Origin of the sequence: Anabaena cylindrica UHCC 0172 (assembly GCF_034931625.1) — a bacterium.
Taxonomy (GTDB): Bacteria; Cyanobacteriota; Cyanobacteriia; order Cyanobacteriales; family Nostocaceae; genus Anabaena; species Anabaena cylindrica_A.
This window is the reverse complement of record NZ_JAYGGY010000013.1, coordinates 1-24,828: the sequence shown is the minus strand read 5'-3', so window position 1 is coordinate 24,828 and position 24,828 is coordinate 1. Positions and strand designations below refer to the sequence as shown.

General features: G+C 40.4%; 20 protein-coding genes and 1 other RNA gene. 12 read left to right on the top strand and 9 right to left on the bottom strand.

All coding sequences use genetic code 11. The features are described 5' to 3' along the window. Positions 1–10: 10 nt before the first annotated feature. Positions 11–1,810, bottom strand: coding sequence for a fatty acyl-AMP ligase (locus VB713_RS05765; protein ID WP_323310622.1), 1,800 nt, complete (start codon positions 1,808–1,810; stop codon positions 11–13). Between the two features lie 1,991 nt (positions 1,811–3,801). On the opposite strand from VB713_RS05765, the gene VB713_RS05760 reads away from it, so the two are divergent. From VB713_RS05760 to VB713_RS05750, 3 genes are all read left to right on the top strand, one after another. Further along, a complete protein-coding gene (locus VB713_RS05760; protein WP_323310621.1) occupies positions 3,802–4,164 on the top strand; it encodes a hypothetical protein in 363 nt (120 codons plus the stop codon). 453 nt (positions 4,165–4,617) lie between these two features. Further along, positions 4,618–7,107 (top strand): cell division protein HetF, encoded by a 2,490-nt coding sequence (gene hetF, locus VB713_RS05755; RefSeq protein ID WP_323310620.1) that lies wholly within the window; start codon positions 4,618–4,620, stop codon positions 7,105–7,107. Positions 7,108–7,246: 139 nt separating this feature from the next. Next, entirely contained in the window at positions 7,247–7,585 is a 339-nt protein-coding gene (locus VB713_RS05750) for a P-II family nitrogen regulator (protein ID WP_323310619.1), read from the top strand. A gap of 782 nt (positions 7,586–8,367) precedes the next feature. On the opposite strand, the gene VB713_RS05745 is transcribed toward VB713_RS05750, so the two are convergent. The 4 genes from VB713_RS05745 to ruvC form a co-directional block, all read right to left on the bottom strand. Then, positions 8,368–9,771, bottom strand: a complete 1,404-nt coding sequence (locus VB713_RS05745; protein ID WP_323310618.1) for a hypothetical protein — start codon at positions 9,769–9,771, stop codon at positions 8,368–8,370. 38 nt (positions 9,772–9,809) lie between these two features. Beyond that, complete coding sequence (locus VB713_RS05740; protein ID WP_323310617.1) at positions 9,810–12,140, bottom strand: hypothetical protein; 2,331 nt, start codon at positions 12,138–12,140, stop codon at positions 9,810–9,812. 31 nt (positions 12,141–12,171) lie between these two features. Continuing rightward, positions 12,172–12,591: a hypothetical protein gene (locus VB713_RS05735; RefSeq protein ID WP_323310616.1), complete on the bottom strand. Its 420-nt coding sequence runs from the start codon at positions 12,589–12,591 to the stop codon at positions 12,172–12,174. 704 nt (positions 12,592–13,295) lie between these two features. Next, on the bottom strand, positions 13,296–13,787 hold the full coding sequence (gene ruvC / locus VB713_RS05730; RefSeq protein ID WP_323310615.1) for a crossover junction endodeoxyribonuclease RuvC: 492 nt from the start codon (positions 13,785–13,787) through the stop codon (positions 13,296–13,298). Between the two features lie 269 nt (positions 13,788–14,056). Between ruvC and VB713_RS05725 the strand changes: the two genes are divergently transcribed. Beyond that, on the top strand, positions 14,057–15,430 hold the full coding sequence (locus tag VB713_RS05725; protein WP_323310667.1) for a gluconeogenesis factor YvcK family protein: 1,374 nt from the start codon (positions 14,057–14,059) through the stop codon (positions 15,428–15,430). A gap of 116 nt (positions 15,431–15,546) precedes the next feature. Then, a complete protein-coding gene (gene tsaE / locus VB713_RS05720; protein ID WP_323310614.1) occupies positions 15,547–16,002 on the top strand; it encodes a tRNA (adenosine(37)-N6)-threonylcarbamoyltransferase complex ATPase subunit type 1 TsaE in 456 nt (151 codons plus the stop codon). Here tsaE and VB713_RS05715 read toward each other — a convergent pair. After that, positions 15,988–17,307, bottom strand: coding sequence for a dihydroorotase (locus VB713_RS05715; protein ID WP_323310613.1), 1,320 nt, complete (start codon positions 17,305–17,307; stop codon positions 15,988–15,990). The genes tsaE and VB713_RS05715 overlap by 15 nt on opposite strands. A 229-nt stretch (positions 17,308–17,536) precedes the next feature. Between VB713_RS05715 and lepB the strand changes: the two genes are divergently transcribed. The 5 genes from lepB (at position 17,537) to VB713_RS05690 (ending at position 21,321) form a co-directional block, all read left to right on the top strand. Then, a complete protein-coding gene (lepB, locus tag VB713_RS05710; RefSeq protein ID WP_323310612.1) occupies positions 17,537–18,190 on the top strand; it encodes a signal peptidase I in 654 nt (217 codons plus the stop codon). Between the two features lie 203 nt (positions 18,191–18,393). Next, entirely contained in the window at positions 18,394–19,536 is a 1,143-nt protein-coding gene (corA, locus tag VB713_RS05705; protein WP_323310611.1) for a magnesium/cobalt transporter CorA, read from the top strand. 66 nt (positions 19,537–19,602) lie between these two features. After that, on the top strand, positions 19,603–20,322 hold the full coding sequence (locus VB713_RS05700) for a hypothetical protein (protein ID WP_323310610.1): 720 nt from the start codon (positions 19,603–19,605) through the stop codon (positions 20,320–20,322). 45 nt (positions 20,323–20,367) lie between these two features. Then, positions 20,368–20,768: RNase P RNA component class A (gene rnpB / locus VB713_RS05695), an RNA gene on the top strand. A 214-nt stretch (positions 20,769–20,982) separates the two neighbouring features. Further along, positions 20,983–21,321, top strand: coding sequence for a hypothetical protein (locus tag VB713_RS05690; protein WP_323310609.1), 339 nt, complete (start codon positions 20,983–20,985; stop codon positions 21,319–21,321). A 230-nt stretch (positions 21,322–21,551) separates the two neighbouring features. Here VB713_RS05690 and psaK read toward each other — a convergent pair whose 3' ends face one another. Continuing rightward, a complete protein-coding gene (gene psaK, locus VB713_RS05685) occupies positions 21,552–21,812 on the bottom strand; it encodes a photosystem I reaction center subunit PsaK (protein ID WP_323310608.1) in 261 nt (86 codons plus the stop codon). A gap of 464 nt (positions 21,813–22,276) precedes the next feature. Between psaK and VB713_RS05680 the strand changes: the two genes are divergently transcribed. Together VB713_RS05680 and VB713_RS05675 are read left to right on the top strand one after the other, a co-directional pair. Next, complete coding sequence (locus VB713_RS05680; protein WP_323310607.1) at positions 22,277–22,711, top strand: SufE family protein; 435 nt, start codon at positions 22,277–22,279, stop codon at positions 22,709–22,711. A 53-nt stretch (positions 22,712–22,764) separates the two neighbouring features. Continuing rightward, the gene (locus VB713_RS05675; RefSeq protein ID WP_323310606.1) at positions 22,765–23,670 is read left to right on the top strand and encodes an alpha/beta hydrolase; all 906 of its coding nucleotides are present in this window, start codon (positions 22,765–22,767) and stop codon (positions 23,668–23,670) included. A gap of 137 nt (positions 23,671–23,807) precedes the next feature. Here VB713_RS05675 and VB713_RS05670 read toward each other — a convergent pair whose 3' ends face one another. Both VB713_RS05670 and VB713_RS05665 read right to left on the bottom strand, forming a co-directional pair. Next, complete coding sequence (locus VB713_RS05670; protein ID WP_323310605.1) at positions 23,808–24,224, bottom strand: hypothetical protein; 417 nt, start codon at positions 24,222–24,224, stop codon at positions 23,808–23,810. Positions 24,225–24,236: 12 nt separating this feature from the next. After that, the gene (locus tag VB713_RS05665) at positions 24,237–24,614 is read right to left on the bottom strand and encodes a papain fold toxin domain-containing protein (RefSeq protein ID WP_323310604.1); all 378 of its coding nucleotides are present in this window, start codon (positions 24,612–24,614) and stop codon (positions 24,237–24,239) included. Positions 24,615–24,828: the final 214 nt, after the last annotated feature.

Here is a 24,828-nt window from a genome sequence, read left to right as displayed (position 1 = left end):
GGTTTTCTCCTTAGTGGGTAACTTGATCCAGCAAGGAATCGACTTCCTGTGATAGTTGTCGGTAGCTGGCACTGAATTTAGGGTTTTCGCTCCAGTCAGCTAAAACACCCAATTCACCTGTGAGGAAACTGGCTTTACAAGCACGACGCTGAATCTTGCCACTGGATGTTTTGAGGACGTTACCTGGCTTGGCTAAGACAATGGCATAAACTTGCAGTTCATGAATTTCGGCGATCGCTTGTCGAATACTGTTAATTAGCTCATCGGCTACAAACTCTTCAGAATTGCGTTTAATTTCCTGCACTATTACCAGTCGCTCTACCGCATCCACATCTATAGAAAAGGCTGCACCGTAGTCTGGACGCAGGGCGGGATGAATTTGCTGTACTGTCCATTCCAAGTCTTGGGGATAGTGGTTAGTACCCCTGATAATGATCAAGTCTTTGATCCTGCCCGTGATGAATAACTCACCACCTTTGATAAAACCTAAATCACCAGTTCGTAGGAATGGACCCTCTTTTGTATCGGCAGTATAGGCACGGAAGGTACTCTCGCTCTCTGCTGGACGATGCCAATAACCCCCAGCCACACTAGGATCAGATACCCAAACCTCACCCACCTCATCGGGTAGACAACGAGTTAAGGTATCGGGATTTGCGATCGCTACTTTGGTATCACACACCAACTGACCACATCCAGGAATAGCCCGCACACCATCACCCCAAGCACTGGCTTCGACAATCTTATTTTTCTCAATTTCCGACGTTTTTACCAGACAAAGTACAGGTGCTTCTTCTCTAGGACTCGTTGACACCAGCAATGTATCCTCTGCCAATCCATAAGCGGGAGCAAAGCTTTCCCAACGGAATCCACAAGGTGCAAACTTCTCAAAAAACTCTGCCAACACTCTAGGATTAATCGGTTCTGCCGCATTACCCGCTGCTACCCAACTGCTAAGATCAAGACCTTCCATTTGTAATTCGGTAACACGTCCGACACACTGCTCATAAGCAAAGTTAGGAGCCTGACTATGAGTACCCCGATAGCGAGAAATAGCTTGGAGCCAGCGAATCGGCTGTTTGATAAAAGCTAAAGGAGACATAACATAGCAAGGATGACCATTGTAGAGTGGCTCAGTCAATCCTTCCACCAGTCCGTAATCATGGAAGTAAGGCATCCAAGTGATAGAAACACTCTCTGCATCATAGCCACAAGCTTTTTGCAGATAGCCACAGTGGTGCATGATGTTGTGGTGGCTGATCATCACCCCTTTCGGTGTGGAAGTCGAACCCGATGTATATTGCAGATATGCCAGGGTATCTGGACTCACTTGAGGATCTTGCCACTGTTCCGCCATTTTCAGATCAATATCTTCAGTGGCTATCCATTGCATCTGCTCAAACTCTGGAAAATCTAATTCTGCCTCTTGCAAGATAGTGAGAAAACGTTGATTAGTTAAAGCAAAAGCCGCATTCGCATCTTTCACTATCGCCCTTAACCGAGGCAATGCTCGCTTCAACCTACCCGCATCAGGCGGTGGCACAGGTATAGCTATCACCCCACCATAGAGACTACCCAAAAAAGCCGCTATGACATCCAATCCTTGAGGATAAAGCAATAATGCCCGCTGCCCTTTGGCATTGTGTTGCTGCAACAGTGCGCCAATGGCACGGGCTTGGAGGTCAAGTTCTCCATAGGTTAACTTGCTTCCCTCTTTTTTTCCATCAATCAGAAACCTATAGGCGAGTTTGTCAACTTCATGGGTAGCACGCCAGCGCAGTAATTCTATCAAGGTAGAGGCGTTTGTCATTGGCAAATTTTGGGTAGAGGGGCATTGATTCATTTGGCAACACCATACAGAGTAGGGTGATCTGAATCTATGGCTCTACACATATCTCATCTGTACGGAGTAAATCTGTATAGCCATGTGTTTGATGGAATTTTTCTATCTCCACACTTAATCGTGACACATACAAGCAATTTAGTTAAATGCCTATCCGTATTTTTACTAAATCAATAAACTCAACCTTTCTTAACATCCGTTAATTCACTAGTTTTGAACTGGCCAAAGAATTGTTTCTGAAGAGGTTTGCCTTTTTAATCAGTGTAAATACGAGATAATAATAACGATTCTCTTTATGAATTTTCTATGAATTTTTTTTTGAGTAGAAAATTGTTGCCCTTATTATGCTTTGAGGGTTTTAACTACTTAGTCGAATTTTTACCTGAGAGACCACTTGTACTCACTTCAGGGTTTCTCATCTGGTAAAAACAATTGTTTAGTGACCTATTCCAAACCCCATAGTTAAAACTAGTACCGTGCGGCGTAAGTGAATGAACCATTTTCAAGCCTTGTAATCAATCAAACTTTCGTAGCTTTTAATGGTCATCCTATTTACGCTGTGTTGTACTAGTGGTCTGTCAATAACTAATTGACGGGTAAATAATTCTTCCTTCTTCCTTCACGTTCTTCGCGTCTATACCTACGGTACGCTACGCGAACGCGGTTCGTTTCTTCTTTATTCGTCAAAATATATTTGACAGACTACTAGTACAGCACGGCATAAATAAACCAACTATTCTAAATCTCCGACAATCCTATGCTGTCTTACTTTTGATTTCCGCCCTGCGGTACTAGGCTGCCGACGAGAGCGTTAATTGTGGAAAAATTATTAAGAACCCTATTTATATATCACGGCAATCATTCTGAAGTCATAGCTTCATCCCAAAATGGAGTGAAAGCGATTTAGGAACGGGGTTCTGTTTTTGGCAGACAACATGGTTAACCTGGGACTTTCTAGCCGGCGGTAATTAGGCTAAAATATTGCAACAGCCCCAGCCTGTTAGCAAATGGTTATATGCAGCTTGTCTTTGCCAACAAAAAACCCCCAGTAGGTATTAACCAGCTAGGGGAGATTAGTTATCAGGGTGCATCTACCAATTTAATTTTCTCAGGTGCTTCACCATCATCCGGATAAATTTCTCCTCCAGAAGTTTGTTTCTGTTTCTGAATCAAAAACTCTCAGTGAGTGTTAGTCAGCTAGAGGAAGTTAGTTATCAGGGTGAATATAGCAACTAACTGTTATTTTTAAATCTACTGGCTACGGATAAATTTTTCAGAGATAGGTGTAGTATGATTGTTGCTATACTGCAAACGGGTCAAACTTGGACTTATGTCATACTGACCGTAACGTAGTGCAGGGAAGTATCTCGGAGATTCTTCACTTCGTACCCTACGGGAAGCAAGCTACAGAATGACACTTTTAACCCGTTTTTAGTATAACTACAAAAAACCCCTAGCGGGTGTTAGCCTACCAGGGGAAATTAGTTATCAGGGTGCATCTACCAGTTTAATTTTCTCAGGTTTCACACCGTACTCCGGATAAATCTTTGAGAATCAGGGTTGTATTACATTACAAAACTTTAGTTGATTTATAGTCAGACATAGGCTATTTTAGGCATAAATAAACATCTTTACGCCTTCATAGTCGATAAACTAAGTCAATGTCTTGGTGAAATTCTAGCAATTAAGAAATAAACCCTGATATCTTTGTCTATGGTTTTATGAACTATGATTGGTAGTAGCTACAAAAAACCCCCAGTGGTGTTAGCCAGCTAGGGGAAGTTAGTTATCAGGGTGCATCTACTAATTAAATGTTCTCAGGTTTAATGTTATCTCCGGATCAATTCAGGTGCATGATTGTTTTTGTTTATGACTAAAAAAAACCCCCAGTGGGTGTTAGCCAGCTAGGGGAAGTTAGTTATCAGGGTGCATCTACTAATTAAATGTTCTCAGGTTTAATGTTGTCTCCGGAAAAATTTGGTGGCGTTTCAATCATTAATATTTGCCAACCACATAAAAAACCCCCAGTGAGTATTAATCAGCTAGGGGAAGTTAGTTATCAGGGTGCATCTACTAATCCAATGTTCTCAGATTTAATGTTATCTCCGGAAAAATTTGATGGCGTTTCAATTATTGATATTCACCAACTACATAAAAAACCCCCAGTGAGTGTTAATCAGCTAGGGGAAGTTAGTTATCAGGGTGCATCTACTAATCCAATGTTCTCAGGTTTAATGTTATCTCCGGAAAAATTTGGTGGCGTTTCAATTATTGATATTCACCAACCACATAAAAACCCCCCAGTGGTGTTAGCCAACTAGGGGAAATTAATTATCAGGGTGCATCTACCATTTAAACGTTCTTGTTTATCTAACTATGCTCCGGATAAATTCAACCAAATCGGGCTATTACTTACGGAAAAAAAATCCTGTGGCTAATAGTTGGTTAGGGAAGTTATTTATCAGAATTTGATCTACTGATAGTTTGAGAAGAAATTCTTGGGTCAAAGATTGCTTTTTTTGCCAAAATTAAAAAGAAAACCCCCGGCGGGTGTTAGCCTACCAGGGGAGTTGAAGATCAAGGTGCATCTACCATTAAAGTGTTCTAGTCTGAAGTAATCCAATCCGGATAAAGTTGTTCGTGCAAAAAAGGCGAAACAACACAAAATCAGAAACATTCCTTGGCAATATGCTTCTAAAGTATCAGCTAGAGGGAAAAAGGACTAGAAAATTTTTACGGTTCAAACCGGATTTAGGAGGCAAACAGGAGAAGTTGTGACCCAGGAATTTCACATTTCCGTAACCCCAGTAGGGCAGAATGACTACTTGGTGCGGACGGAACAAGTCGCACCTGGGGTGCCATTGGCAGAGGAACTGGTAACTTGGCCTGTGGCCGAGTGGTTAGTGGCAGCAGGACATTTAATGAATGACCCTTTACAGTTAGTGCTACAGGGGGATGCTGCAACGCAGTCTGCCGCAGGCATCGCTAGAAACTCTGTAAACTTGGTGGCATTGGGTCAACAATTGTATAATGCTCTGTTTCAAGGCACTCTGAGAGATAGTTGGATTACTGCCCAAGGTATTGCCCAGAATCAGCAGCAGGTGCTGCGTTTGCGTTTAGGACTTAAAGATAATAAGTTGGCGCGTTTGCCTTGGGAAGTGATGCACGCAGGCGATCGCCCTCTGGCTACTGGGCCATATATCGCTTTTTCTCGTTACCAAAGTGGAATTCCGGCAACATCAAGACTAGCAACTCGCAATATCCCCACGCTACAGGAAGATAGCGGGGTAAAGGTGTTGATGGTTATTTCTTCCCCCACTGATCAAGTGCGTCTTGATTTGCTCAAACAAGAAGCGATTAACTTACAAGCCGAATTACATCGCCAAAACCCCCGAACCACTGAAAATGGAAATTATCTTCCAGAAATTGAACTAACGCTCCTTGATCAACCAGGAAGGGAAGAGTTAACCCAAGCTCTAGAACAGGGACGATATCACGTTCTGCATTACTCTGGTCATAGTAACTTGGGGGCTAATGGAGGAGAAATTTATTTAGTCAGCAGAAGAACTGGCTTAACAGAAACCCTCAGCGGTGATGATTTAGCAGGGTTGCTGGTGAATAATAATATTCAAATGGCAGTATTTAACTCTTGTTTGGGAGCATACAGAGCTAAGTCTGATACATCTGGAGAGACAGGGGAACGTAACCTAACTGAAAGTTTGGTGAAAAGGGGTTTGAGAAGCGTTTTGGCAATGTCAGAACGGATTCCCGATGAAGTGGCGCTGACGTTAACGCAATTGTTTTACCGTAATTTAAGTCAGGGCTATCCCCTAGATTTGTGTGTGAGTCGGGTACGTCAAGGCTTAATTTCGGCCTATGGTTCTCACCAGATGTACTGGGCGTTACCAATGCTGTATCTACAGCGGGAATTTGAAGGTTTTCTGTCTCCGCAAATTGGTTTGTCTGCAAATGCGGAATTGTTCAATGAATATCACTCGCCGGTGGGAACATCAGTTAATTCGATGTATGCTGCTGTGACAGATGATGCCCAGATGGCTTTAAATTTTGAGGATATGATGCCCTCAGGTTTAGCACGGGATGCATCTGAGCTAGATTGGCTAGGGGATGATACTTGGGGGGATCTTTTAGATGAAATTGAGTATGATCAACCTGGTTATGATGAAGATTCGGCAATTGTTTCCGATTTGTTTCGTCAGTTAGGTAATCCACAAGTTTCTACTGAAGAAACTTCCATGAAGGCGGAACTAGAGCAACCTGTACGAGAAAATGATCACCAGGAAAAGCAGCCTTCAGAGGTAGAAGAAAATTTAGATTTATGGGGAGATAGTGTCACAGAAACAGCGTCAACTACGCCAATTGTTGAAGGTAATCAGGAAAACTTTCAACAACCCCCATTACCACTAATTCATCTACCACGTCGCCGTCGTCTATTATGGCCAATCCTTGGGCTTGTAGGTGCAGGACTGGCAATTCTGATGGGTGTGATGTGGTGGCAATATCGACCGTCAGTGATCGGCAAAATCCCGCCGATTCCTACCGATAATTTTGCTAACCGCAAATTAGAACCCATTAATCTACAAACATCAGCTACAGGAATTGTCACTGCTACGGCTACAGAACAATTGAGTCAAGGTAATTTAAAATCAGGGTTAGAGGCTGTAGATGAATTACTGAATCGTGGCGCTTTGAAATCAGCAGAAACTGCTTTAGCTTTGATTCCTACTAAGCAAACTGAAGATCCATCTGTCAACTTTTTACGGGGACGCTTGGCTTGGCAATTTGCTCAAACCAGAGATAACAAATACAGTTTTGATGATGCTCGTCGTTACTGGGAAATTGCAGTGCGAGATCGACCGGATTCTGTGTTGTATAATAATGCTTTGGGATTTGCTTACTATGCAGAGGGAAATTTAAATCGCGCTAATGATGCTTGGTTCAAGGCTTTGAATTTGTCACTCAATCCCCAGAATACAAATTTGACAGAAGCAGAATCTCCCAATCCGATTATGCCACCAGCGGCTTTAACTTCTTATGCGGGGTTAGCTTTAGGTTTATATAAATCTGTAAATAATCAACCTGTTGCTAGACAAGGGCAATATCTTAAAGAAGCAATTAAACTGCGTCAAACAGTTATTGAGAATGAACCGGCAAAGTTTACAGTCGATAAATTGGCTCAAAATTGGCTGTGGACAGAAAAAGCGATCGCAGATTGGCGATCGCTCCTTCAGGAACAAAGCCAGTAAGTAAGGTCTAGACACCTGAGCAGTGGTGAAATACAATACATCAAACTCAAGTTAAACGGTAGCTCTATAGTTACAGCTTTAGACAACTAATCTGGTTAGATATATAAACGATGCTCTTAGAAGTCAGGAATTGCAAAAAATGAGAAAAGTAGAAGCTATTATCCGTCCATTTAAGTTGGATGAGGTAAAAATTGCCTTGGTTAATGCGGGAATTGTGGGAATGACAATTTCTGAAGTCCGTGGTTTTGGACGACAAAAAGGTCAAACTGAACGCTACCGGGGTTCGGAATACACGGTTGAGTTTCTACAAAAACTCAAGGTGGAAATCGTAGTTGAAGATTCCCAAGTGGATATGGTGGTTGATAAAATTATCTCAGCCGCCCGGACTGGAGAAATTGGTGATGGTAAGATTTTCATCTCTCCTATTGAGCAAGTTATCCGTATTCGTACTGGGGAAAAGAATACGGAAGCAGTGTAAGTACTGTAAGCGGTAGCGGGGCATTTAGCCTGTGCTGAGTATTAAAATAGTGGGCGTTGTTGAATTAGAGGATGAGGTATTATCAAGATTTTTCTTCATCTCTAACATCAGCAGCGCCTTTTGTAGAACGAGAATAAAGATAGTTCGGTTCATTCATCTGAAAATCGCCATAATAACCAATCTAATTTTTTACCTGTTGCGCCAAAGATTCTAAAATTGCGATCGCTTTGCTCGCCGTAGGAATCGCATCACCAGTTAAGCTATAAGTCTCAAATGTATTAGCTGGTAGTTGATAGGCTTAAATTACAGATTGGAGTAAAACCATGCCAGCTTCTCCACTACTTTACTGTTGAGTACCGATGAGATCGCATAATGCTATGGAAAATCAGGGGGTGAATTTGGAAACCAATCTCCCAAACCACCATTTTTCGCATTGTGTGGCATCTAAGTCCGCTTTGGGTACTTATTCAGCAAATCCTACTTAGAGCTTGCTGAGTAAAGCTAGAATCGATTCTCAATAAGGGTTTCGCGGGTTTTGAGAACAAAAAAGTGCAAGGCTATGGCATTTAGAGCCTCAAAATCCTTGCATTTCTATGGAAAATCAAGGGGTAAATTTGAAAACCAATCTCCCAAACCACCATTTTTCGCACTGTGTGGCATCTAGGTTCGATTTGGGTACTTATTCAGCAAACCCTACTTATATTTTCAATAATCAAACCGGATTCCTATATCAAGCTTCTTCGTTACACAAATTGGGTTTTAGGGATTAATCAATCGGTATTTTATATAGCCGGAATTACGTCGTACCATTTACCTGGTGTGTATTCTCTAATTACAGGAATATCAGATCCAAAACCTACCTGTAAAGTCAGGAAAAACTCACCATCAACTGAGCCAGTCTTGGCCAATGCACCTACCCGATCAAATACCCATCTGGATTGGCTAGTAAATTTACCCTGAATTTTATTACCTTGTTTCATTAAGGTTCCTTGACTTTGAATTCCTACTTTAATCAAAGCGTCTTTAACTAAATGAGTAAATTGCTCCCCAATCATTCTTGATGAGTTTGGAGCATACGTTCTTGGTATAATTTTCGTTACTGTGAAGGAAATAGGAACACCATCAACTAAAAGAGAATTAAGAGATATTTCTGCTTGTCTACCTTCAATTTCTAGAGTAATTTTTTGAGTAGACGAATCATAGCCACCAGTTACTTGACTAACCCCTATTCCAGTAGGTACAACAGCAGGATAATCACTGCGTATAATTCGACCTGATCCACTTACCACTTTAAGAAAGTTTGATGAATTTGAGGCAATAGACTCGGTAGGTAAACCTAAAGCAGCACGATCAGAGGCTATTTGATAGCCTATACTATTGCTAACTCTTTCGGAAATATTGGGTGAAGACCAATTATTAGGATTTAAAAAATCCTGCATTTCAGGACTTCGGGCTATATCATTGGTATCAATTGGTGTAATTGTATCTTGCGGATAAGCATATCTTTCTCCAGCTTTGATGCGTCTCCCCCCTGGATTTCTGGCTGATTTCGCTAGGATGTCTCCTGCCAAAACATCAATAACAATACCATTGCCAGTGTTACGAGTTTGAATAGTTGTTGCTCCTATACCTGGAACAGCTACAACTTCATCATCAGCTTGAGCTTTCAATAAATTTTTGAGATTTTGCCCTAAATTAAAAGGTTTTATCAGAGGAAATATACTATGCGAATCTTTATTAGGTCCTACAGTTATACCCTGATTACAAGCTCTATCTTGGTTTTCTCCTTGAGATCGCCATGCAATTGTAAAACCGCCTTTAGCTCGACAAGGAAATCTATATTCAGATGACATAGGACTAGGAATAGTACTAATTAATAAACCAGCATATTCCCAAATTTGTCCGACTACAAACGCAAAGCTGGCTTGAGAACTTTTATCTCCAGGTACATAGAGAATATCATTGTAACTTTCTAATATGTTGCGTTCTCCTTGGCGTACAGATTTAACCTTGCGATTAGTTCCCTGGCGTATATATAAATTATCCCCTTTGGGTTTGACTACTATCGCAATTGAAGGATCTTCAGCCCCATAGCTGGGCAAACTATTTATCAATAAATATGAAGGTGTTAATATTGTTGATAAAATGAGAATTAACTGCTTTAAAATATATCTTGGATAGTTCATGGTTTTTGCACTACTATTATTTCACTTTGTTTATATTTTTAAGGCGTTGTTGTTGCTGGTATAGGTGCTACATGACAGCTATTAATTCGGTCAATAGGAATATTATAAGGGTAGACAAATACTAAATTTATCAGCGTTTTTCCACCTAATTCCCGACATACAGGTTCTTCATAGTAAGATTGAGATCCATACCATCCACAACGGTTAGCCGTTGAACGTCGCCACATTTCTTCAATAGCTTTGATAATTTCGCAAGGCATTCTCTCTGCCTCATCTTTGTTTTCAATTAAACCACTGTTGTTCAAGTCTGCTGCTACACCGAAGCGTCGCAAGAGGATAGCATAACTTGTCCGCAAAGCACCTTCTGTATACTGTTCTTCAAAGTCAGTGTATTTTAAGTTTTGGTCATCTTTCAGTTTTCCAAATTGTCCCTGTTTGAGTTGTGCTTCTAGTTGAGGTAGCCGAAATTTTTGAATGACTTCGCCTAGAGATTTTTGCGATTTTTGGGATATTTCTTGCAATTTTTGCTGATTTTCCGATGTTAGACTGATAGAGTTGGCTTTTACTTGGTTGAGAAGTTTGTTGCTTTCTGTTAAAATTTTGCGGTAGTAGGCGATCGCTTTATCCACATCTCCAGACTGGACGCGCTGGTCAGCAATTTTCAAAAATTCAGGTAAATTTGTTAGTAGTTCTGGAGTGCTTACGTCACTATTAATAGAGACATTTTCAATAATTTGAACAGACTGTTGGCGTTGCCACCAAGCAAAACTGCCAGAAACTACAATAACTATTAAAGAAGCAATAGTAAATCCTGCGGTAACTTGAGCCGCTTGGCGCGCTTTTCTCTCCTGTTGTAGTTCTCGCTGTTGTCGTTCTTCCTCCTGTTGTTGAAGGTGATCGCGTAACTCTGCACTTGTTTTAATAAAAACTCGTTCAGATGAGCTAATTTCTTCTAGACGTTGCTGCAACCAACTTTCTGCTTCTGATAATGCTACTCCTCGCAACAAAGCACTATCATCATTATCAATAAACTCCCACTGACGCATTGCTGCCTTTAGCCGCTCTTGCCAAACGCGAAAAGCACGATTATCCTCTATCCATCCTTGCAAATTGGACCAAGCTCTAATCAAAGCTTCATGCACGATTTCTACTGTATCTATTCGATCTTTCGTATTACTAACTACTAAACGTTCATTAGCTAGACGAGTAACTAAATCCCAATTTTCTTCTCCTACTTCAGCGCGAGTTGCTAATCGCTTGGTGTCTTCTGTTCCTTCCCCCGGAAGCACCAATTGAATAAAAATGCGCCGGACTTTTTCCTTATCTTTGTTTGTTAAGTTGCCATATTTTTCATCAGCATGACGAGCTAATGCACCTTCTACTTCACCAATTTCTTCATAGATTTTGTGGCTTAAATGTTTACCCGTTCGCTTGTTCCACAACTGTGTCAAAGCAAACTCTAGCAAAGGTAAATTTCCCGGTTGATCTTCTACATCTTTAAGAATGCGTTTTACTAGTCCCGTATCAAATGTAATTCCTACTTTTTGGGCAGGTTTTTCAATGACTTCTGTTAGTTCCTCCCGATTCATCGCTCCGAGTTTCACGTCAGCATTCTGCAAGACATCAGCAAAGGGACGATAGGAGAGAGCATTTCCCAAAAAATCTGCCCGCATTGTTGTCACCAAAACTGTAGCTGATGAAGACAGAGAAGTCGCAGTTTCTAAACTGACTAATAAGCAGTCTAGAAACTTACAGCGAATTTCCTGATTGTTACAGAGAGTATAAATTTCTTCAAATTGGTCAGCAATTAGTAGCACCCGATGATTAGGGTGATTTTGTCGAATTGTAATAAAAACATCAGATAGAAGAACAGAGCCATCTTGCAAGTAATTAGCTAACTTTCGCGCTTGGGCAATTTGTTCGGTTTGATCTAATCGGGGTGTATAAAGAGAAACAAGAGCTAAAGCTAAAGCATGAAAAGGATCTGAACCAGGACGGAAGTGAGTAAACTGCCAATGACCCTCTTTTTGTAACTTAGGGACTAATCCAGCTAATACCACTGAAGATTTACCGCTTCCTGATGCACCTAGCACGTGAATAAAATTATTGGTTTTAGTTGCACTATAAAGTTTTTCTATGAATGTTTCACGCCCAAAAAAAACATCCGCATCATTAGGTCCAAAATGAAACAAACCACGATAAGGACAAGGGATATTTTTATCAACAGCGTCCGTAGAATCAGAAGAAACTAATCTTGCTTCTTCCCAATAGTAGTAGTTGGTAATGGTGATAGTTGCATCGCCAGTCGCTGAGGTAGCAGCGATTTCAGCCCCTGTAACCCTTTGTTGGATCTTGCCTTGCTCAGACATGACAGCTACCCTGATTAATTAAGTTACAGTTTCAGTCCTCCTTTGATGTGCCTTTTTCCGTGATACCACTGATACTTGCATTACCAGAACCAGAAGTAGCGGCATATTTGACATTACTGATATTTTGGTTAATAGTCTGCTGTCCACCGGGCTGTTCTTTGACTTGATTGAGTAAGTTTTCAGCTAACTTAATAATTTCCTCATTCTTATCAAGTTTATCAAGCCCTGATTCTAGTAACTCATCTTCCAAAAGAGCTTTCGTCTTTTCTGGTTTATGTTCAAATTTATCCAAAATTGTTGAGGAATCGGCTTTTCCTTGCTCTGCAAACTTCTTCTTAATCAACGTTTTCAAACCCTGATAGGCATCTTTAACGGCTGTTCCTGCTGTTTCCTTACTAGCTGCGATCGCACCGGCACCCAAAGCAGCAATAATTAGAGAAATAGCTTCCATAGTTAATCATCAATAATTTGTAACAGCGAAAATACTTATCTTCGATACCTAGACTATTATACAATGTGTAACTTGTTTTTTATTCCCTAATTAAAAACTTTATTATTTGTAATCAAACTCTGTAAAAAGAGAATAGTTAGTTAAACTGGGAATGGCTAAAACCGCTGTTTTTGCGTGACAGTTTTTTTTACCCCACATTCCGCAGGTGTTTTTTGAATTTTCGGAATTATCCATAACCCAATGATAACAAGGCTTTCAGGCAATGACATGCAATTCTATATTAGGGCGATGCCTTCGGCGCGGCGTAGCCATCGCATCTCTATCTCAAGCTCAAATCAAGCTTATTGAGAATACTGTCAATAAATTAGTTGGTTTGAGATTAAATTCATTGAATACCGACCTAGATGGCAAAAAGTATGAAGTGGTTATTATGATTGGGTTTTAGCTGTTTTATGAAATTCTTTTTTTGACAAAATAACCTGCTAGGGAAAATATTTTGAGTATATTTACTCATGCTGAATGTGGGTTTTACAACTGAAAAATAGGTAATATCCAGAGTAGTGATATTAACCGCAGTAGTGTGAATTATACTCCGGGAGAAAGTAGAAATTCTGAGTCGATCTCCCGTAACCTCAGTCATCCTTATTACTGGTCTCCTTTTATCTTGATTGGTAATGGGTTGTAGATCGCAAATAGCAGGAATATCACAACTGAAACGAAGCCGTCAAAGCCACTGCTAGAGCATCTGCGGCATCATCTGGCCTAGGAATTTCATCTAAATCTAACTCCCGCATCACAGCATCTTGGACTTCTGCTTTATCTGCGTTACCATAATTTGTTAAAGCTTGCTTAATTTGAGCAGGGGTAAATTCCACATAAGGAAGCTTGCACTGTCCCAGAACTAACATTAATACACCCCTAGCCTGGGCAACAACGATAGTATTTGCCATACGATAGAAGAATAGTTTTTCAATTGCCACCAAATCTGGTTGCAACTCCTCCATTAGGGTGTGTAGATCGTCATATAAAATACATAACCGTTGTGACATTTCAGTATTGGCAGAAGTCCTAATTACACCAAAATCGATCATTTTTACAGTGGTGTCTTGTACTTTACCTTCACTTTGTTGCCAAGTTATTGCCCCAAACCCTAAAATTGCTAGTCCTGGATCTAATCCTAAAATTCGCTTTTCCATAAAATTCATCTTTACAGATTTAGGGTGTGTTTGTATACAAAATAATCACAAGTGGAAATGTTTCTAATTTTATGAAACATCCTCACAACAAGCGTTACCAAGCCAAAACTGAAAATTCCGACCTAGTAAGAAAGGTAATATTGGTAACTTTAAAGATTTGCTCTAAATATAAAGGAATTGAGAAATATCATGGTTCCAGCCTTGGTCTTAAAACCAGGTGGTGTACATTTTCTGTTAAACATTGTTTGTACCACTGTTCCCTATTAGGTATGTCAATCGGTTTTCTCAGACAAGCCCTCAACACCCTACAACTACAGTCGCACAGCCGCACTTCCCACCGGGTTAACCAGTGGTTTAAGTGGCTATCCCCTGGAATATCGGTGAAACGCTGGTTCTTAATCAGTGTTGGGGGTGTTTTTTTAGCAAGTTTGGGGTTGGCTATTTGGATTAAGCTCACTCCCATTTTTTGGGCGATAGAATTGCTGAAGGGTTTTCTGGGATTCCTCGCCAATATTTTACCCAACTACGTTAGCGGTCCTTTGGTTTTACTGTTCGGTGTGTTGTTAGTGTTGTGGGGACAATCCCGCACAGTCGGTTCAATTACTGAAGTTTTAAGGCCACAAGGCGATGATGAAGAACTGATAGATGTGCTGTTAGCCCATCGTCGCTTGTACCGGGGTCCAAAAATTGTTGTAGTTGGTGGTGGGACTGGACTTTCTACTTTACTCAGAGGTTTAAAAACCTATAGTGCTAATATTACTGCCATTGTTACCGTAGCTGATGATGGTGGTTCTTCTGGCAGGTTGCGCCAAGAATTTGGTGTTTTACCTCCTGGGGATATTCGCAACTGCTTGGCTGCACTAGCAGATGAGGAAAAGTTATTAACAGAATTGTTTCAATATCGGTTTCGGGCTGGGGATGGTTTGACTGGTCACAGTTTTGGTAATTTGTTTTTAACTGCCATGACTGATATTACTGGGGATTTAGAACAGGCTGTTGCGGCTAGTTCCAAAGTATTAGCAGTGAGAGGACAAGTTTTACCAGCTACCCTCAGTGATGTGCGTCTCTGGGCAGAATTGACAGATGGACGGCGGATTGAGGGGGAGTCTAGTATTCCCAAAGCTGGGGGAAAAATTGTCAAAATTGGCTGTATTCCTGAAAATCCACCAGCCTTACCCGCAGCAATTAAGGCAATTAAAGATGCTGATTATATTATTATTGGGCCGGGTAGTCTTTATACTAGCTTAATACCGAATATGTTAGTTCCAGAAATTGCGGATGCGATCGCAGAAAAAAATATTCCCCGCATCTATATCTGCAATATCATGACCCAGCCAGGAGAAACTGACAGTTACACAGTTGGCGAACACATTCAGGCTATAGATGCCGCTTGTGGTAACAGAAGGCTTTTTGATGCCGTATTAGTACATAAAAAAACACCCTCTGCCCAAGCACTTATCCGCTATGCCCAACAAAATTCTCATCCTGTTTTCTTAGATCGTGAAGTTATCAGCCAATTAGGTCGGCGTATTATCCCCGCTAACATCATCTATGAAGATGAAAATGGTGCAGTTCGCCATGATCCGCAGAAATTAGCTAAGGTTTTACTAAAATGGTACAGTGGGGCGCATCAGGGGAGATGAGGAGGCAGGAGGCAGGAGGCAGGGGGCAGGGTGCAGGGGGCAGGAGGCAGGGGAGATAAATAACCCAATGACTAATGACTAATGACTAATGACTAATGACTAATGACTAATGACTAATGACTAAAATTTTCCTTTCTGATACAGAGGCAACACAGAGATTAGGTATTACCCTAGGGGAAAACCTGACTGCTGGAAGTGTCATTTTACTAGAAGGTGATTTAGGTGCAGGTAAAACTACCTTAGTCCAGGGTATTGGTAAGGGTTTGGGAATAACTGAATCTATTGTCAGTCCTACTTTTACCCTGATTAATGAGTACACCGAAGGGCGCATTCCCCTTTATCACTTAGATTTGTATCGCCTCGAATCTCAAGAAGTGACAGGCTTGAATTTAGAAAGTTACTGGGAAGGCATGGAAGTTATACCGGGAATTGTTGCCATTGAGTGGGCAGAACGAATGCCATATCTACCAGATAGTTATTTCAAGGTATCTTTAACCTATGGTGAAAATGGCACTCGTCAAGCGGAAATTACTCCTGTAAACTGTACGTTAAATTGTTTACAAGAATGTTAAAGCTTGACCGCGAATTTCCGTATTTACCTGCCCTTGATCATAGACAATCTCACCACCGACAATTGTTGTGACAGGCCAACCAGTCAGGTTCCAACCTTCAAAGGGACTCCAACCGCACTTGCTTAAAACTTCTTCACGTTTAACTTCACGGTAGTTGTTTAAATCCACCAGCACTAAATCAGCATCGTAACCAGGGGTAATTTCTCCCTTATTAGGAATACCATAAGCCACAGCCACAGCCTTAGACATCCAATTAGCGACTTGGGCAACAGTACATTTTCCTTCCATAGCAGCCGTTAACATTAAAGGTAGGGAAGTTTCTACACCAGGCATTCCAGAAGGGGTATTGGGATAAGGTTGAGCTTTTTCTTCCAAGGTGTGTGGTGCGTGGTCTGTAGCGATGAAGTCAATGATGCCATCACGTAAAGCTTGCCATAGTATTTCATTATCGTGGGGCGATCGCAATGGTGGATTCATCTGTGCTAAAGTCCCAATGGTTTCATAAGCACTGGTATTTAACATCAAATGTTGTGGTGTCACCTCTGCCGTTACCCAACTCGGTTTATCCTCACGCAGCAACTCCGCCTCCTCAGCCGTTGACATATGGAGAATATGTAACCGTCGTTGGTATTTTTTAGAAAGTTTTAATGCCAGTTGGGTTGCTAACAGTGCAGCTTGATTATCTTGAATTTGGGAATGAACAGCAGGATCATGGACTCCAGCGAACTCTAGACGGCGTTGCTTGATTCTCTCTTGGTCTTCAGCATGAACAGCAATCAACCTATCTCCCTGGGCAAAAATCGCCTCTAGCAGCCCTTCTTGGTCAACTAGCAACTGCCCATGCATCGATCCCATAAAAATCTTAATTCCCGGTGTCGGCTTTGCCAAAAGTAATTCTGCTAAATTATCAGCCGTCGCCCCAATAAAAAAGCCATAATTAACTAAGCACTTATCGGCAGCACGTCGTAACTTGTCATCCAAAGCTGACTGGCTAATCGTCAAAGGTTTTGTATTCGGCATTTCTAAAAAGGAGGTGACTCCCCCTTTAGCACAAGCACAACTAGCAGTAAACAAGTCTTCCTTGTACTCTAGTCCCGGTTCCCGGAAATGTACCTGTGGATCAATCACTCCAGGCAACAAAGTTAACCCTTGTGCGTCAATCTCTAGAGTTGATGTAGCATGAGCAATTTGAGTCCCTACCTCGACTATTTGCCGTCCAGCCGTCAGCACGTCCCCAATCATCAACTCACCATTGGGTAGAATTAGGCGTGCTTGGCGAATCAGTAAACTTTTTGGAGATGACATGGATTTAACAGCGTTAGGTATAGAGATTCATTGATAATAGATAAATTTATCTCCCAGGTAAACTTTTTATGCTTTATTCGGAATGCTTTATCTGGCGATAGTTTTACTAAACACGCTCCCCAAATACCATATTAATTAGGAAAATATGCTTCTCTAGTTAAGATAATAAATAAAGTTTCCCCCCAATGAGTTAAGTACTTGCTTCTTACCCTAAAATTTAAGTAATTTCATGCAAAATCAAGTGTCTGATAACAAGTCTAGTCCACAACCTGATAACTCCTGGATCTTAGAGCTAGGTAAAACGATTATCTTGAGCGTCTTTCTTGCTCTAGGAATTCGTACCTTTGTCGCTGAAGCACGTTGGATTCCCTCTGGATCAATGGAACCGACGCTGCATGGTGTACCAGACCAATGGAAGGCAGACAAGATTATTGTTGATAAGGTGAAGTATAAATTTACTACTCCTGAACGGGGAGACATAGTAGTATTTTCACCAACAGAGGAACTACAAAAAGAACAGTACCAGGATGCCTTTATTAAGCGAATTATCGGTTTACCTGGAGAAAAAGTAGAACTTAGGGACGGCAAAGTCTATATTAATAACAACCCTCTCCAAGAAAATAAATATTTATCCCCTTCTGTACGTACAGTTGTCGATGTTTGCACATCAGGACCACAACCTCCCTTTTTAGCTACACCTGAAACCATACCACCCAACTCATACTTAGTGTTAGGTGACAACCGTGGGAGTAGTTATGATGGTCGTTGTTGGGGACTAGTTCCTCAGAAAAATATTATTGGTCGTGCTGTAATCAGATTCTGGCCGCTCAATAATATCGGGGCGCTAGACAAGTCACCTTTGTATCCCACTTCCAATCCTTAAACCTACATTCCGCTATATCTATAAGCTATAGCGGTGAAAATAATTATAGAACTACTATTTAGGGTTTGCTGATAGCGTGGCGTGGCGTAAGCCATTGATTTTTGTTGGCATAGACTGCACTTTGCGCTTACAGACACGTAGAGTGGATATAGCTAAGTACAAGTTTCAACCTGGGAGTCTTCTGTTGTACAAAGTAAAATTTCATGATTAGAAAAATTCACCATCTTCCCAAAGTTATAACGAAACGTTTCACAAAGTCATACTATCACCAAGCTGGAACTTTACCAGGTACAATCATCATTGATGAAAATGCTGAACAACCAAATATTATTTTGATTGACTATAACCAAGCGACTTTAATTCGTGAACAAATAACTAACCCAGAAGATTGCGCCAATTATTTGGATACAGAATCTGTTTCTTGGGTAGATGTACAAGGTTTAGGTAATAAAGATATTTTAGAACGATTGGGTAAAGTGTTTGATTTACATCCTCTAGTTTTAGAAGATGTGGTCAATATGGTAGAGCGACCAAAAATAGAAGATTATGAAGACCAGTTAGTGATCATTGCTCGCATGGTAATACCAAAAGAACGAGGCTATGGTTTTTATAGTGAACAAGTAAGTTTAGTTTTGGGTCAACATTATTTACTCACTATTCAAGAAGAACCAGAATATGATTGTTTTGAAGGGGTAAGAACGCGCATTACTAAAGGTAAAGGCATAATTCGCAAACAAGGATCAGATTATTTAGCTTATTCTTTATTAGATGCAATTATTGATGGGTTTTTTCCAATTTTAGAACTTTATGGAGAGCATATTGAAGAATTAGAGGAAGAAGTAATAGTCAAGCCTACTCCACAAACCTTACAAAAAATATATCAAATCCGGCGAGAATTATTACAGTTACGTCGAGCAATTTGGCCTCAACGGGATACAATTAATTTTTTGATTAGAGATAGCAGTGAACTGATTAGCGATGAAGTAAGAATCTATCTGCGAGACTGTTACGATCATGCTTTACAAGTCATGGATATGGTAGAAACTTACCGAGAATTAGCATCTGGATTAATGGATGTCTATCTTTCAGCAGTCAGTAATAAAATGAATGAAATCATGAAATTCTTAACAGTGGTTTCATCAATTTTTATTCCCTTAACTTTTGTAGCTGGAATTTATGGCATGAATTTCAATACAGAAAAATCTCCATACAATATGCCTGAACTGAATTGGTATTGGGGCTATCCATTGTGCTTGGGGTTAATGGGCGTAATTGCCTGTGGGTTAATATTCTTTTTTTGGCAACGAGGTTGGCTTTCAAATGCAGTAAAGATGAAACGAGATTAAAAATAATTAATTGGTAATTAAAGAAAAATATTCAAAAATATTCAGAGGGAGTTTGTATTTGGGTTTATGGCAGTACAAAATAGCGATCAAAATCTCATTGTTTTGACGGTTTATATTCTGGGAGTGTATTACATATTCAATCAAATGATTGAATCTATTGATGATATGGTGATGCTAAATTTTGAAAAAGGTATCGTTGATCAGCAATTGAAAGAGCAAAATCTCCAAGACCAAGTAGGAATTTCTTTTAAAACTGGCACATATTCTTTAGAAAAGCTGAAAGATGATTTAAAAGAGATGTCTATGAGTATTGAGAATAAGTCAGAAAGTTTAGCTGTATACGTTGACTGGGATAATAGCTCTTGGGTGGTTGAACATACTAAACAATCCCGCCGTGTAATTCGCAAATCACCAGACTTAATCCGCGATTTAGCAATACCACAAGTTCCTACTATCATTGCTCCTAAAAAGACAATTTCTGAGACTATTACCGCAGAAGATGTTTTACAACGAGATAAAGATACGGGAACATATAAAACAGGTTCACCATTAATTAATATAGTTGGGCTAAAGGGTCAGAAGCCTTTCAAGAGTTTGTACAAAGATTTTATGGATGGTAAAAAAAAGGTGGAATTTTCTCTCCAACTAGTGCTAAGGATATCTGAGTTGCGTGTCGGTTTAGCGCCTGGTGTGAATGTTCCACCGATATCAATTATTAATTGTCCATTCACTATCGAGAAACTACATTGGAGTTATGCCCTACCTTGGAATAAAAAGAAGTCTTAATCATCCGGACATAAGGGGCTATCAAGGCTTAAACTGGATGTAGGGGATAGTAGGCGCAGGCAGTTGCAGATCAGTTGTAATGACTGGTTTGAGGAAAGTCCGGACTCCCGAAAGACCAAACTTGCTGGATAACGTCCAGTGCGAGCGATCGTGAGGATAGTGCCACAGAAAGATACCGCCAATTTCAGTTCTGAGTAATGAGTTCTGAGTCCTGAGTCAAAAACTCAGATTTGGTAAGGGTGCAAAGGTGCGGTAAGAGCGCACCAGCAACGTCGAGAGGCGTTGGCTCGGTAAACCCCGGTTGGGAGCAAGGCCGGAGGAACTATGGTTGGTCTTTTTCCAGTTCCGCAAGTAAAGAGCCGCTAGAGGCGTTTGGTAACAAGCGTCCCAGATAGATAACTGCCCTCGCAAGAGAACAGAACCCGGCTTATGTCCTACTCTCTTCTTAAACGGACTGTGGATGTTTTATTTCCATAGTTCGTTTTTTATGGCGAAGGTATTGGAATAACTCAGACATTTTCAGGGAATTTGTATAAGATAGACTGATTAACAACCAATTAATCTGAAAAGGTCATTTGGGTTGTTTCTCTTGTTACAAAGTCTTTAAAGTAAATGAACAAAAAATTCGTTTTGGCCTTGCTTTCTAGCCCTGTCCTTTTTATGTCTATACTATCTACGGTCATGATAGCTAGACCTGTTCACGCTGGTCAAACGGTTATCCCTGTAGGTACTCATCTATCTTGCGTCCGTTCTAACCATTCAGCAACACCACGACAGGTATGTATACAGGTAGATAATGCTACTGTATCGACAGCTAAACCAACCATGCAATTAGCTCAAGTTCAAGGGGAGGAAAATCAAACTAATAAAAATCAGCCAGATGAATTAGAATTCACAGAAGCAGAAAGCGATGAGGCTATCAAGTTGTTTGGCTGTGACTGTCCAGCTTGCATCAGTTCTGTGCGTCAATTACATGGTTTAGCACCTTTACCAGTGTAGTTTGATAAACCATATTTATAGATACCTGAACTGCTAACAGAAATACAAGTAATACTTATTTACGCAAAAGTGTTTTTTCTTGAGTAATTCTTCTGCGTTGTCATCGAATACTCAAAGCAGGTTTTGGGATTTAGTACGAATAGGAGAGGCCAGAGAAATGCCTCTCTGGCTCTTAACTGCAAAACTCTCAACAATCAATCGTTGAATGTAGGGCAGTTGGGAACTAAAGCCTAGATACGGCCTATATTGTGTAGTCCTAAGATGATCCCTACTCCCAAGATATGACCAAAAGCGGTAGTTGCGAGTATAGCAGGTAAGCCAAAACCGCCAAAGAAATTGGGGGCTGGTGCTGCGGGTTCTGCACTAGGATACTGGATTGTAAATTTGCCGAAAGCGATCGCAATAATGTTGGCAATAATCATGATGATACCAACAGTAGGACTCCATTCTAGGGGTGCGGGTACAACAGCGAGTAAAGTTGATGTCAACACCGGGTTTGCTCCTGAAATTTTTGCTGGACAATATGCTCTTAAAGTTTCCTCATAAAAGTGAATATAAATCTCAAATTTGCAGCAATTTTTAATATTTTGTCTAAATACTTCATATAAAGCGCCACCTTATGAAAAGTGAATTTTAAGCGATAATTGCTAAAATCGTCACAGCTTCTGCACTAAGTTTTGCGTCAAACTTAGATTTAGGTGCTATGAAGACTACGAAGACCACATCCATAAGACGTAGCTTGCTTCCCGTAAGGTACAAAATATTTTTTCTGGTTACACGAGTTGCATGATGATGTTATTATGAATGTGTAAATACGGTAAGGTTGACACCATAATTTCGATAGCTATGAAGACCGAGGCAATTTCCATTGAATTGGGAAGTCTACATTTTACCATTAGGGTTCAGTGTAGATAGTTCACACTAAAGTTAAGACTCATAATTTATTGAATTTACTATGTCCTCAAGTCTTGATTCTTTACCACCAGCACTATCTAAAATCGTTCAACGCTTCCAACGCGCTGCTGAACCAAAGCGGCGTTATGAGCAATTAATCTGGTATGCTCAGAAACTGCCAGAGTTTCCCGAAGTTGATAAAAAACCCGAAAATAAAGTTCCTGGTTGTGTCTCACAGGTATACGTGACTGCATCGCTGGATGATGGTAAAGTAGTATTCCAAGGCGATTCTGATTCCCAGCTAACTAAGGGATTATTGGCACTGTTGATAGAAGGATTAAACGGACTAGCACCAACACAAATTGTCCAATTAACGCCTGATTTCATTCAAGCCACAGGTTTAAACGTTAGTCTGACACCCTCCCGCGCTAATGGTTTTTACAATATTTTCAAAACCATGCAGAAAAAAGCTTTGGAATGTAAGTTAGAAAATTAGGGACTGGGGAAATGGGGAGGAATTAGTAATTACACATTACGAATTAAATCAAGATGTCTACCCATTTATTAACAAAACCTGCTGCCACTGTATTTGGTGGTGAAGTTAAAGAATTTCTCTGGAATTGGGAAAACCAGCAATTGCGGGTAATTTATGAAACTATAGGACAAGGTTCACCGCTTTTATTACTTCCTGCTTTTAGTAGTGTTTCCACACGGGGGGAAGTGGGGGAACTCGCTCAATTACTTGCTTCCCATTTTCAAGTTACTGCTTTTGACTGGCCAGGTTTTGGAGAATCTGACCGACTGAGTTTAGATTACAACCCAGCAATATATCAGCAATTTTTGGCAAATTTCGTTAAATCTGTTTTTGATCAAGGAATTAGTGTAGTTGCATCTGGTCATGCTGCTGGTTATGTCCTGCAACTAGCTGTAACACAACCAAATACTTTCTCACGGATTGTGTTGGTAGCACCAACTTGGAGAGGTCCTCTACCGACAATGGGAGCAAATGCAAATATAGCTGCTATGGTCAGGGGGTTGGTGCGATCGCCCATTATCGGTCAAGCACTCTATAAACTCAACACCACCCCATCTTTTTTAAGTTGGATGTACAGCCGTCACGTTTTCACTGATACAGCAAAACTTACACCCGACTTCATCACCGAAAAATGGCAACTTACCCAACAACCAAACGCCAGATTTGCGTCTGCGGCCTTTGTTACTGGAAATATTGATACTATCCATAGTCAAACAGAGTTTTTATCCCTAGTACAGTCCTTATCTGCCCCACTGATGGCAGTAATTGGCGAATCTAGCCCCCCCAAATCACGCCAAGAAATGGACGCATTAGCGGCTTTACCAGGAGTTAACAGCATTGTTGTTCCTGGTTCTCTGGGAGTGCATGAAGAATACCCAGCAAGAGTTTTTGAAGTAATATTACCATTTTTATTTAAGTAGGTTGGCGTTAAAAATCTGGATATTAAATTAATTGAAAGCATTCAGTAAAAGCGATTCCTGCGGAGCGCTGAGTGCAAGGCACACGCTACGCGAACGCGATCGCATCCCCACACCCCAAACAGCGATACCTCAAGTAATTATACAGTAACTCTTTCCTGTGTTAGTTGAGGATTTGATTCAGTAAATTTTTCTTGATTTATCTCCTCTCTTGTAGCATTTTCACTATTACAAAATTGCTCAAATAATTCAAAAAAGTTATTTAGTGCATCTCTTTCATCAGCAGAATAAAAAAGAATAATACTATCCCATCCATGTGATGAACTAATTTTAAATCTTGTCTGTACCCATTCTTGGAATTGATTAAATTCTAGCTCTTGTTGAGTTGGTGGTAAACCTAAATCTGATCTAGAACCCATATATCCATCTAAAAAAGCTCTTAGTCGAGTAATCGAACATTGACCTAAAAACATTCCTGGTCTTTGTTTAATCCTTTGGAGCATTTCATAGAAATATTCATCGGGAATTATAGTAATACTATGATGATTTTTTTCCATAATCTTTAACTCCTAAAAAGTTTCTTCTGTGATTTGGAACTGCTGGCGGTTATACAGTTTATTATAAAACAGTAAGTTGGCTAACCATTGATTTCTGGTGATTCCATCAGGATGATGATTATCAAATATCATTTCTATTCCATCTATTATAATCATAATGCCTTGATGACGACCATTAATAGAGATTGCATCCTCAGAAACACTTTCATCATAGATATAACTATCGCGTCCTATTGCTGCTCCAGTATATAGTTTTATCCGCTTACCCGAAATTCTCTGTGATACCAAGTAATCTTGGATAGCTTGAGCGCATTCAACACATTCCAGATTCTTATATTTGGCTATAATTTCTTTAAGTTTGTAGATTTGCTCAATACTAATTGAAATCAAGTTTTCTCCTAGGTAGTCAAAGATAAGTGGTTATTTTATCACTAAAGCTATCGCACCCCCACATCCCCAAAAGCCACATCCTCAACAAGCGATTCCTAGGTCGCGCTTCGCTATCGCATCCCACACATCCCCAAAAAGCGATCGCTTATCCATAGTGTATATACTCGGCAAGGGCATAAATTGAGGATAGAAAAGAAAAAAGTGGTATAAAATA